An 11,269-nucleotide genomic window follows, 5' to 3' on the forward strand; every position below is an offset into this window, starting at 1 on the left:
GCTAGGTCTCGCTCTTTTAGGTCAGGCAGTTCGGCCCGAGCAGGCTCTTGAGCTCCCCGAACAGGTCGGCGCTGATCTTCACATGATGGGGCAGCTCGAACACTCGCGCCGTATGGCCCTTCACCAGCTTGATCCGCACCTCGGAGCTGCCGATGTGGCGGGTGATGACTTCGCCCAGCGCCGTCACGGTGTCGGTCGTGGCCCGGGATTCCGCCAGCGTGACGGTCAGCGTGCCGGTGTCCGAGGCCAAGCCGAGTTCGGGCGCGAAAATGCTGTACGCGTGCAAGTTCATGCCATCGTCGCGCAGGCTCACCCGGCCCCGCACGACCACGACGGAGTCGCTGACCAGGTCGGACGAGAACTCCTGATAGGCCTTGCCCATGAACATCACGGCGATCTCCCCACCGAAATCCTCGACCTGGATGATGCCGTATTGGTTGCCCGACTTCTTCGCGATCCGGTGCTGCACACTGGTGATCAGCCCGGCGATGGTGACGGTGTCGGCATCCTGCGTCTGCTCCGATCCCACCAGGTCCACGATGGTCGTGCTGGCGTGCTTGGCCAGCGGGAGCTCGAGCCCGGCCAGCGGATGGTCGGAGACGTAGAGCCCGAGCATGTCGCGTTCGAGCGCGAGCTTCTCCTTCTTGCTCCATTCGGGACGGTCGGGAACCTGCTCGCTCTCTTGCGGGTCGTCGAAGAGGCTGTCGAAGTCGAAGCCGACCATGCCGTGCTGCTCGTCGCGCTTGATCTTGACGGCGGATTCGACCGCGGCTTCGTGGATCTCGAACATGGCCCGGCGGGTCGCGCCGAGCGAGTCGAATGCGCCGGCCTTGATCAAGGACTCGACCGTGCGCTTGTTCGCCACCGGGATCGGCACCTTGCGCAGGAAGTCGTGGAACGATTCGAACGCGCCCTTCTCGGTGCGGGCGGCGCGGATCGCGTCGACCACGTTGAATCCCACGTTGCGCACCGCGCCGAGCCCGAAACGGATGTCCGTGCCCACGGCCGCGAAGTACCCGATCGATTCATTCACGTCGGGCGGCAGAACCTGGATGCCCATCCGGCGGCACTCGTTCAGGTACAGCGCGAGCTTGTCGCGGGAGTCGCCGACGCTGGTCAGCAGCGCGGCCATGTACTCGGCCGGGTACTTCGCCTTGAGGTACGCGGTCCAGTACGAGAGCACCCCGTAGGCGGCCGAGTGCGCCTTGTTGAATGCGTAATCGGAGAACGGCAGCAAAATGTCCCAGACGGTTTTCACCGCCTCCATGGAGTAGCCGTTGGCGACCATGCCGCCGGAGAAGCCCTCGAACTGCTTGTCCAGCTCCGACTTCTTCTTCTTGCCCATCGCGCGGCGCAGCAGATCGGCCTGGCCGAGGGAGAACCCGGCCAGCTTCTGCGCGATCGACATGACCTGCTCCTGGTACACGATCAGGCCGTAGGTGGTGCCGATGACGTCGGCCAGCGCCTCCTCGAGCTCCGGGTGGATCGGGATGATCTCCTGCTGGCCGGTCTTCCGCAGCGCGTAGTTGGTGTGTGAGTTGGCACCCATGGGGCCGGGCCGGTACAGCGCGATGACGGCCGAGATGTCTTCGAAATTGTCGGGTTTCATCAGGCGCAGCAGCGACCGCATGGGCCCGCCGTCGAGTTGGAACACCCCGAGGGTATCGCCACGGGCGAGCAGTTCGTAGGCGGCCGGATCTTCGAGCCCCAACTCTTCGAGTACGGGCCGGTGCCCGCGGTTCACGGCGATGTTGTCGAGGGTGTCGTCGATGATGGTGAGGTTGCGCAATCCCAGGAAGTCCATCTTGATCAGGCCGAGGGCCTCAGAGGCCGGGTAGTCGAATTGGGTGACGACCTGGCCATCCGCTTCACGCTTCATGATCGGGATGATGTCGATCAGCGGGTCGGAGCTCATGATCACCCCGGCGGCGTGCACGCCCCACTGACGCTTGAGGTTCTCCAGGCCGAGGGCGGTGTCGAAGACGGTGCGGGCCTCGGGGTCGGACTCGATCACGGCGCGGAAATCGGCGGCCTCGCGGTAGCGCGCGTGGTCCTTGTCGAACATGCCGGTCAGGGGCACGTCCTTGCCCATGATCGCCGGCGGCATGGCCTTGGTGAGCTTGTCTCCCATACCGAAGGGGAAGCCGAGCACCCGGGACGCATCCTTGAGGGCCTGCTTGGCCTTGATCGTGCCGTAGGTGACGATCTGGGCGACGCGCTCCTCGCCGTACTTCTCGGTCACGTAGTGGATGACCTCGCCGCGGCGGCGCTCGTCGAAGTCCACGTCGAAGTCGGGCATGGAGACGCGGTCAGGGTTCAGGAACCGCTCGAAGATCAGCCCGTGCACGAGCGGGTCCAGGTCGGTGATGCCCATGGCGTAGGCGACCATCGAACCGGCGCCCGACCCACGGCCGGGACCTACCCGGATGCCCTGCTGTCTGGCCCACATGATGAAGTCGGCCACGACGAGGAAGTAGCCGGGGAAGCCCATCTGGATGATGATGCCGATCTCGTAGTCGGCTCGTTTGCGCACATCGTCCGGGATGCCGTTCGGGTAGCGCTTGGCCAGCCCGATCTCGTTCTCCTTGACGAACCAGCTCTCCTCGTTCTCCCCCTCCGGGCAGGGGAACCGGGGCATGTAGTTGGCCTTAGTGTTGAACTCCACCTGGCAGCGTTCGGCGATCAGCAGCGTGTTGTCGCAGGATTCCGGGTGCTCGCGGAAGAGATGCCGCATCTGCGCGGCGGTCTTCAGGTAGAACTCGTTCGAGTCGAACTTGAAGCGGTTCGGGTCGTCGAGGGTCGAGGCCGACTGCACGCAGAGCAGGGCCGCATGGGCGGTCGCGTCGTGGGCGTGGGTGTAGTGCAGGTCGTTGCTGGCCACGAGCGGCAGTTTGAGTTCGCCGGCGAGTTTAAGCAGGTCGGTCATGGTGCGGCGCTCGATGTCGATGCCGTGGTCCATGATCTCGCAGAAGAAGTTCTCCTTGCCGAAGATGTCCTGGAATTCCCCGGCCGCCTTCTTCGCCTCGTCGTACTGGCCGAGGCGCAGGCGGGTCTGCACTTCGCCGCCCACGCACCCGGTCGTGCCGATCAGCCCGTCCGAGAACTCGGCGAGCAGTTCCCGGTCCATCCGGGGCTTGAAGTAGTACCCCTCCAGGCTGGCCTTGGACGACAGCCGGAACAGATTGTGCATACCGGCCGTAGTCTCCGAGAGCAGCGTCATGTGCGTGTACGAACCGGCGCCACCGACGTCGTCACGGTTCTGACCGCTGGTGCCCCAGCGCACCCGGGTCTTGTCCCGCCGGTTGGTTCCGGGGGTGATGTACGCCTCGGTGCCGATGATCGGCTTGATGCCGGCCTCGGTCGCGGTTCGCCAGAAATCGAACGCACCGAACACGTTGCCGTGGTCGGTGATGGCGACCGCCGGCATTCCCTGCTCGACGGCCGCGTTGATCAGCGGTTTGACCCGCGCCGCGCCGTCGAGCATCGAGTACTCGCTATGCACGTGCAGGTGCACGAAGGAATCTGTCGATCCACCCGGCTTATTCTGAGAGGACAAAACGGCTCCGAGGTGTTGGGATTGGGCGCTACGCGTCAGGCGTCGCGCAGCACGTCGAGGGCGTGCGCGAGGTCGGCCGGGTAGTCGGTGGTGAAGGTGACCCACTCCCGAGTGTCCGGGTGGTGGAACGCCAGCTGCTTGGCGTGCAGCCACTGGCGGGTCAGGCCGAGGCGCGCCGTGATCGAGGGATCCGCGCCGTACATGGCGTCACCCACGCACGGATGTCGCTGGGCGGCCATGTGCACCCGGATCTGATGTGTGCGCCCCGTCTCCAGGTGCACCTCCACCAGTGACGCCGAGGGGAAGGCCTCGAGCGTCTCGTAGTGCGTGACGGAATCCTTGCCGCCGGCGATGACCGCGAACTTCCAGTCCGACCGCGGGTGGCGCCCGATCGGCGCGTCGATCGTGCCCGTGCTCGGATCGGGGTGGCCCTGAACGACGGAGTGGTAGATCTTCTCGACCTCGCGGTCGTGGAAGGCGCGCTTGAGCGCCGTGTACGCGGTCTCCGACTTGGCGACGACCATCAGACCGCTGGTACCCACGTCGAGGCGGTGCACGATCCCTGCCCGCTCGCTGGCCCCGGAGGTGGCGATGCGGTAGCCGGCCGCGGAGAGCGCGCCGACCACGGTGGGACCGGTCCAGCCCACACTCGGATGCGCGGCAACCCCGGACGGCTTGTTGATGACCACGATGCTCTCGTCGTCATGCACGATCGTGAGATCCGGCACTGGGATGGGCACGATCGCCAGGGCCTCCTTGGGCTGCCAGGACACCTCCAGCCACGCACCGCCGTGCAACCGGTCGGATTTACCGGCCACGACCCCGTCCAACGTGACTCCGCCGGCCTCGCAGACTTCGGCCGCGAAGCTGCGCGAGAAGCCAAAGAGCTTGGCGATGCCGGCGTCGACGCGGACTCCGGCGAGTCCGTCCGGAAGAGGAAGGGAGCGTGTTTCCATGGCGAGAATCAGGATGCTATCTGGGTGGGGGTGGATTCGGACGGGTCCGAGGCGCCGGTGCGGCGACCGTCGACGCCGATTCCGCGAATGGTCAGGTACATGAAGATGATCATGCTCGACACGATCGCCATGTCCGCCACGTTGTAGATGGCGGGGATCAGCCAGGGCGTGGAAATGAAGTCGATCACGTGACCGAGGCCGAAGGACGGCTCCCTCAGCAGCCGGTCGGTCAGGTTGCCGAGCACGCCGCCGAGCAGGAGCCCGAAGACGACAGACCAGGCCAAAGAGCGGATGCGCCCGGCGAACCAGACGATGAGCACCACCACGGCCACGGCGATGATCGAGAAGATCCACGTCATGCCGGCTGCCAGGGAAAAGGCAGCGCCCGGGTTCCGGACGAAGTGCATTTGCAGCACGTCTCCTAGAACCCGGACGATGTCACCCTCGGTCAGTCTGCTGACGATGAGGTACTTACTGATCTGATCCAGAGCGTAAATCCCCAGGGCTACGACGGCCAGGAGGATCAACGCACCGGGGCGCTTCTTCGTTCGAACCTTAGGCGCCAAAGCTCTGGAAGCTCGACTTCGAAGCGTTGCTCGACTCGACCGGCGACGTGGCGTCGAGGTCGCGCAGCTGGGTCTCGATGTAGCTCTTCAGCTTCTGGCGGTACTCGCGCTCGAAGGTGCGCAGATCGTCGATCTTGGTCTCGAGGACGGAGCGCTCCTGGTCGAGGATGCTGAGTTGCGCGCGCTGCTTGGCTTCGGCCTCGGCAACGAGACGGGCTGCGGTGGCGTGGCCTTCGGCGATAAGTGCATCGCGCTTCTCGGCACCCTCCTTGACATGCTCCTCGTGCAGGCGACGAGCCAGCTGGAGAAGGTTGGTCGTGCCGGCGGTCTCGTCGATGGGCCCGGCGACAACCGGTGCGGCCACGACGGCGGGAGCCACGACGGGCTCAGCGACGGCCTCGGGCGCCGGTGCGACCTCCGCTGCGCCGCCAGAGCTGACGCGAGCCTTGAGCTCCTCGTTCTCCGCAGTCAGTCGGCGAAGTTCAACGACGACCTCGTCGAGGAAGTCATCGACCTCGTCTTGATCGTATCCTTCGCGGAACTTAGTCGACTGGAACCGCTTGTTGACTACATCTTCCGGAGTTAGCGCCATGGCTTTCCACCCTTAAAACTAGAGTTGCGAACATTGTGTTTGCGTTCAACCAACGCTATCAAGGTCCGACGCGTAGTCGGACCGCGTCAGCCCGGCACGCCGTCGGACAAGAATACATGCCCAGTCCGGGGCGCGAGGTATCGGTCAGCGCATGAGCCCGGTGATCGACATGCCGACGATGACGCAGAGCATGGTGATGCTCCAGCCGAAGTCGAAGGCGATCGGGCCGACCCGAAGCGGCGGCAGGAGCCGGCGGAAGAACTTGATCGGCGGGTCGGTCAGGGAATAGGCCAACTCGATCACGACGAGCAGGGGGCCTTGCGGCCGCCAGGACCGGTTGACACTGCGTACGAGGTCGATGATGAACCGACCCCACATCACGAAGAAGTAGAGCAAGAGGGCGTAGTAGGCGATCGCACCGATCAGGCTGACGACAAACACGGCGGTAACTACGACTGCGCGAAGAAGGACGTCTCGGCATCGGAGTCCTCCGCGGCATTGTCGCCGGACACGACAACGTGGGACGGGGAAAGCAGGAAGACCTTCGCCGTGACGCGCTCGATCTTCCCGTACAGACCCTGGGACAGTCCGCTGGCAAAGTCGATCAGGCGGCGCGCATCGGCGTCGCTCATCTGAGACAGGTTGATGATGACCGGGATTCCATCGCGGAAGGACTCCGCGATCACCTGAGCGTCCTTATACTGACGCGGGTGGACGGTGAGGATTTCATTCATGTCTGAGGCAGCCACATTCTTCGGAGCGGAGGTCTTGCGCAGCGGTGTCACCGATGCGCGACCGGCCGAGGCGGATGCGCCGGCGGTGTGTGACGACGACGCGGACGACGCGGCGTGCGAGGTATTCGGGGCGGAGTGGGGAGCAGCGGACTTCGATGCCGCAGCGCCGGTCGCCGTCGAGTGAGTGGCCGTCGATGCGGGCGCAGCAGCGGGCGCCTCGTACTCGAGTTCCTCGTCTGCCAGACCCAGGTAAACCATGGTTTTCTTGAGCGGGTTGGACATCTCGACCTCCGTGTTGGTGATTCTTCTTGTCCAGATTAACCGGATACCGGGCGATTCCCGGTGATTGCTGTGCCAATTCGAAGGTGTGTCGCCCCTTCGATGATCGCCTCCGCGTAGTCCTGGGACATGCCCATGGACAAGGATTTCGCGTTCGGCGCGAACTGCTGAATCTGCTCGCCCAGTTCGCGAACCCGGGCGAAGGATGGGCGCGGTTCGGCACCGAGCGGGGCCACCGCCATCAGCCCGATCAGCCGCAGCCCGGCCGTGGAGAGCACGTGCTCTACGAGCTTGGGCAGCTCCCCCGGAGCGACTCCTCCGCGAGACGGGTCATCCGTGAGGTTCACCTGCACGAAGCAGTCGACGACCGAATCCTCCGACGCCAATGCATCGACCAGTGATGCTCGATCCACGGAGTGGATGACGTCGGCGTAGGCCCGCACCTGCCGGGCCTTCTTCCCCTGCACTTGGCCCACGAAATGCCAGGTGAGGTCGAGCTGGAGGAGCTCGGCGGCCTTGGCCTGGGCTTCCTGGTGGCGGCTTTCCCCGAAGTTGCGCACGCCGAGGGCGGCAAGTTCCTGGAGGAGCGAGACAGGCTGGAACTTGGTCACGACGATCGTCGTGAGCTCCGCCGGGTCGCGCCCGGCGGCGGCAGCCGCGGCGACGATCCCACCCTGAACGGCGGTCAACCGTTCCGCGAGGCCACCGGCCCCGGGCCTGACCGACTCACTCATCTGGTTGCCATCGGCACTCTCGCTGCCTGCGGCACTACTTGAGGAAGTCCGGGATGTCCAGGTCGTCCGGGTCTTCCTCGAAGGCCGGGTCGGCCACTGCCGCACCGGGCTCGACGCCGGACCAGACCGACGAGGCCGCGGCATCCGTGTAGGGAGCCGAGTCGGTCGCGCCGGCCGCCGCAGCGCCCGCCGTGCCCACACCCGCGCCGACCGCGACACCGGCGGCGACCAGGTCTGCGCGGCGCACCTCGACCGCCTTGGCACCGGGCTCACCGCCGTCGAATCCGGCAGCGATGACGGTGACCCGCACCTCGTCACCCAGGGTGTCGTCGATGACGGCACCGAAGATGATGTTGGCTTCCGGGTGCACGGCTTCCTGCACGAGGCGAGCGGCGTCGTTGATCTCGAAAATTCCGAGGTTGGAGCCACCCTGGATCGAGAGCAGCACGCCATGGGCGCCGTCGATCGAGGCCTCGAGCAGCGGGGACGCAACGGCGAGTTCGGCCGCCTTGATGGCTCGGTCCGCGCCGCGGGACGAGCCGATACCCATCAGCGCGGAGCCGGCACCCTGCATGACCGACTTGACGTCGGCGAAGTCGAGGTTGATCAGACCGGGGGTGGTGATCAGGTCGGTGATGCCCTGCACGCCGGCCAGGAGCACCTGGTCAGCCGTGGCGAAGGCCTCGAGCATGCTGATTCCGCGGTCGCTGATCTCCAGCAGGCGGTCGTTCGGCACGACGATGAGGGTGTCGACCTCGTTCTTGAGGGAGGCGACGCCGGCCTCGGCCTGAGCCTGGCGGCGCTTGCCCTCGAAGCCGAAGGGTTTGGTGACGACACCGATGGTGAGCGCGCCGATGGACTTGGCGATGCGGGCGACGACCGGCGCACCGCCGGTGCCCGTTCCACCACCCTCGCCGGCCGTGACGAAGACCATGTCCGCGCCGGCCAGAGCCTCTTCGATTTCTTCGGCGTGATCCTCGGCGGCGCGGCGGCCGACCTCAGGGTCGGCGCCGGCGCCCAGGCCGCGGGTGAGATCGCGGCCCACGTCGAGTTTGACGTCGGCGTCGCTCATCAGCAGCGCCTGGGCATCCGTGTTGATGGCGATGAACTCGACTCCGCGGAGGCCAAGCTCGATCATGCGGTTGACGGCGTTGACACCGCCGCCACCGATTCCAACAACCTTGATGACTGCGAGGTAGTTCTGATTTGTTGTTGACACGTCCGGCCTCCGGTGGAACCCTAAACCTCTTGTCGAAGTTTAAAGTTATGCTGAGTATGCAATTCCTGCTTAGAAAGTTATGCGCCAGCCGAACAGGCTCGGGGAGGCGCGCCCGCGTGTCGCGAAGATCCAACCAACATCTCAGCGGAGAACGGCGCTATCCGGGGAGGACACGTCGTACTCGCCGACGCTGCCGACCGGGTGGCTCACGATCAGGGCCGCGAGCACGACCGCCTTGAAGTCCGACTTCTCCGCACTCCCCCACACAACGCGCGCGCCGCCCACGAGCGTGAGGGTGACGTCGTCCGTGGTGGCGGCGGTGACGGTGTCGAGGGTGGAACGGATGTCTGCCGGCAGGGCCGCGATCACGGCAGCCGCCGCCCGGAAGCCGGCACTGCCGACCCCGGCCCGCGCATCGATCGTGGCGTACCCGGCGGGGCGCTCCGCGCTGCTCTGGATCACTACCCCGGCCGCGTCGACCAGGTCGAACCCGGACTCGGTCACGAGGGCGCCGACGGGCTCCCGCTCGACGACGCGCACGACAAGGGTGTTCGGCGGACGGCTCTCGGTGACGTAGCTCTGGATCAGGGTGAAGGCGGACAGCTCCTTTTTCACCGCGTCGAAGTCCACGAGCGGCAACGGCGTGCCCAACTGGTCGTCGAGGGCCGATCGGATCTTCTCGGCGGGCACCCGGTTCGCCCCGACGACCTCAATGGTGTGAAGCGCCATCAGAGGCGAGAAGGTGCCGACGAGCACGAAGGCGACGAGCGCGGCCAGGGTGCCGAGCGCCGCCAGCCAGACGTTGCGCCGCCGACGGGAGCGCCAGGTGAAGCGGCGCACCTCCTCCCGTTCATAGAGTTTGCGGGCACGACGGGCGGCCCGGAGCTTGCGTCTGGCCCCGGCCGGAGTCAGCGCAGAGTCGCGGGGCTCCGTGGGTGCGGGCGCGGACGAAGGGGAAGAGTCCGGCGCCAGCAGCCGGGACACGGGTGCGATCGGGTCGGCGGCGGGAAGCGTGATCGGCTCGGTGTTCGTGTAGTCGCTGTGACCGCTCGACTGGCGTCCTCCCGGCTTGGGACGGGCTGTCTTCGCTGCGGCAGGCTTCGCCCCGGCGCTCTTCGCGGCGGTCGTCTTCGGCCCGGCGGCCCGCTCAGCGCCTGCCGGCGGGCGGTCGTAGCCCTCGGGCCGCTTCATGATCGTCGGCGGGTCATCCGCGCGCCTGCGTGAGCGAGGCGAGCAGCTGGGGAACGATCCGGTAGACGTCGCCGCAGCCGAGGGTGACGACGAAGTCGCCGTCCCGGGCGATCGAGGCGACGTAGTCGGCGGCCTCCTGCCAGTCGGGCACGTAGACGACCTTGCCGGCATCCGTGAACCGTTCGGAAACGAGGGCGCCGGTCACGCCGGGCTCCGGGTCTTCCCGGGCGCCGTACACGCCGAGGACGACGGTCTGGTCCGCCTTCTCCTCAAGCGTCTGGGCGAATTCCTGGGCGAACAGCCGAGTGCGGCTGTAGAGGTGCGGCTGATGCACGGCGATGATCCGGCCGCCGCCGACCACCGTGCGGGCGGCGGACAGCGCCGCGGCCACCTCGGTGGGGTGGTGGGCGTAGTCGTCGTAGACGCTGACCCCACCCACGGTGCCGTGCAATTCGAAGCGGCGCTCGGTGCCGCCAAAATCCGAGATGGCGGCCAGGGACGCCTCCGGGGCGAAACCGAGGCCGACGAGCACCGCGAAGGCGCCGGCGGCGTTGATGGCGTTGTGCCGACCTGGGATTCGGAGGGTGGCGAAGTAATCGCTTCCGGCCCAGGCCACGCCGAAACGCACCGGTCCGTCGGTGACGACCGAGTGCACGCGCACGTCGGCCGCGGCGTCCTCGCCGAAGGTGATGACCCGTTTGCCGGCGAGCTTGCCCGTCACGCTGACCGCGCCGGCGTCGTCGGAGGAGATGACCACGAACTCGGTCGCGTTCTGTGCGAATTCGACGAACGCGGCCTCGAAGGCCTCGAGCGAACCGTAGTGGTCGAGGTGGTCAGGGTCGACGTTGGTGACCAGGGCGACGGCCGTGTTGTAGAGCAGGAACGAGCCGTCCGACTCGTCGGCTTCGACCACGAAGAGGTCGTCGGTGCCCGCGCCGGCCGACACGCCGAGCGATTCGATCACACCGCCATTGACGAAGCTGGGATGCGTGCCCAGGCCGAGCAGGCCGGTCACGATCATGCCGGTCGAGGTGGTCTTGCCGTGGGCGCCCGCGACGGCGACGAGGCGGTGCTTCTCGATCAGCCAGGCAAGCGCCTGGGAGCGGTGCAGCACGGGGAGACCGCGTTCGTTCGCCAGCACGTATTCCGGGTTGTCCTGCCAGAGTGCCCCCGTGACGACGAGGCTGTCGGCTTCGCCGACATTCTGAGCGGCGTGGCCGATCGCGATGTGGGCTCCCAGCTCGCGCAGGGCGAGCACGTTGTCGGACTCGCGCACATCCGAGCCGGTCACGGTATGCCCGGCGGCGAGGAACAGCCGTGCGATCCCGCTCATCCCGGAGCCGCCGATGCCCACAAAATGCACCGTGCCGAGGTCACGGGGAATGGTGAGGTTCAGGTCGGGCTTGATCACGGTTGCTGGCTCTTCTCAGTCGGAGACGAAT

The 11,269-nt window shown here is 66.5% G+C and carries 10 protein-coding genes; all 10 read right to left on the bottom strand.

The genetic code is table 11. The features are described from left to right. Positions 1-16 precede the first annotated feature (16 nt). The 10 genes from dnaE to murC all read right to left on the bottom strand — a co-directional run bounded on the left by dnaE (position 17) and on the right by murC (position 11,238). The gene (gene dnaE, locus E3T40_RS07580) at positions 17-3,484 is read right to left on the bottom strand and encodes a DNA polymerase III subunit alpha (protein ID WP_104194852.1); all 3,468 of its coding nucleotides are present in this window, start codon (positions 3,482-3,484) and stop codon (positions 17-19) included. Positions 3,485-3,591: 107 nt separating this feature from the next. Beyond that, on the bottom strand, positions 3,592-4,512 hold the full coding sequence (locus tag E3T40_RS07585) for an RluA family pseudouridine synthase (RefSeq protein WP_104099511.1): 921 nt from the start codon (positions 4,510-4,512) through the stop codon (positions 3,592-3,594). Between the two features lie 8 nt (positions 4,513-4,520). Then, positions 4,521-5,078 carry a signal peptidase II gene (lspA, locus tag E3T40_RS07590; protein ID WP_369828375.1) on the bottom strand — a complete coding sequence of 186 codons (558 nt, stop codon included), beginning with the start codon at positions 5,076-5,078 and terminating at the stop codon, positions 4,521-4,523. Then, a complete protein-coding gene (locus tag E3T40_RS07595) occupies positions 5,068-5,670 on the bottom strand; it encodes a DivIVA domain-containing protein (RefSeq protein WP_104099513.1) in 603 nt (200 codons plus the stop codon). Before E3T40_RS07595 ends, lspA begins: the two co-directional genes overlap by 11 nt. A gap of 144 nt (positions 5,671-5,814) precedes the next feature. Then, the gene (locus E3T40_RS07600) at positions 5,815-6,111 is read right to left on the bottom strand and encodes a YggT family protein (RefSeq protein WP_104194788.1); all 297 of its coding nucleotides are present in this window, start codon (positions 6,109-6,111) and stop codon (positions 5,815-5,817) included. Positions 6,112-6,119: 8 nt separating this feature from the next. After that, a complete protein-coding gene (locus tag E3T40_RS07605; protein WP_104194789.1) occupies positions 6,120-6,686 on the bottom strand; it encodes a cell division protein SepF in 567 nt (188 codons plus the stop codon). A 35-nt stretch (positions 6,687-6,721) separates the two neighbouring features. Beyond that, positions 6,722-7,417: a YggS family pyridoxal phosphate-dependent enzyme gene (locus tag E3T40_RS07610; protein ID WP_104194790.1), complete on the bottom strand. Its 696-nt coding sequence runs from the start codon at positions 7,415-7,417 to the stop codon at positions 6,722-6,724. A gap of 34 nt (positions 7,418-7,451) precedes the next feature. Further along, entirely contained in the window at positions 7,452-8,636 is a 1,185-nt protein-coding gene (gene ftsZ, locus E3T40_RS07615; RefSeq protein WP_104171261.1) for a cell division protein FtsZ, read from the bottom strand. Between the two features lie 141 nt (positions 8,637-8,777). Then, the gene (locus E3T40_RS07620) at positions 8,778-9,827 is read right to left on the bottom strand and encodes an FtsQ-type POTRA domain-containing protein (protein WP_134543047.1); all 1,050 of its coding nucleotides are present in this window, start codon (positions 9,825-9,827) and stop codon (positions 8,778-8,780) included. Between the two features lie 13 nt (positions 9,828-9,840). Beyond that, on the bottom strand, positions 9,841-11,238 hold the full coding sequence (murC, locus tag E3T40_RS07625; protein WP_134543048.1) for a UDP-N-acetylmuramate--L-alanine ligase: 1,398 nt from the start codon (positions 11,236-11,238) through the stop codon (positions 9,841-9,843). Positions 11,239-11,269 lie beyond the last annotated feature (31 nt).

This window comes from Cryobacterium sp. TMT1-19, assembly GCF_004403055.1.
GTDB classification, from domain to species: Bacteria; Actinomycetota; Actinomycetes; order Actinomycetales; family Microbacteriaceae; genus Cryobacterium; species Cryobacterium sandaracinum.

Excerpts from the sequence above, each read along its gene's own strand:
- dnaE (WP_104194852.1), bottom strand. The coding sequence starts at position 3,484 with ATGCTCGACGGCGCGGCGCGGGTCAAACCGCTGATCAACGCGGCCGTC.
- E3T40_RS07585 (WP_104099511.1), bottom strand. The coding sequence starts at position 4,512 with ATGGAAACACGCTCCCTTCCTCTTCCGGACGGACTCGCCGGAGTCCGC.
- E3T40_RS07595 (WP_104099513.1), bottom strand. The coding sequence starts at position 5,670 with ATGGCGCTAACTCCGGAAGATGTAGTCAACAAGCGGTTCCAGTCGACT.
- E3T40_RS07605 (WP_104194789.1), bottom strand. The coding sequence starts at position 6,686 with ATGTCCAACCCGCTCAAGAAAACCATGGTTTACCTGGGTCTGGCAGAC.
- E3T40_RS07610 (WP_104194790.1), bottom strand. The coding sequence starts at position 7,417 with ATGAGTGAGTCGGTCAGGCCCGGGGCCGGTGGCCTCGCGGAACGGTTG.
- E3T40_RS07620 (WP_134543047.1), bottom strand. The coding sequence starts at position 9,827 with ATGAAGCGGCCCGAGGGCTACGACCGCCCGCCGGCAGGCGCTGAGCGG.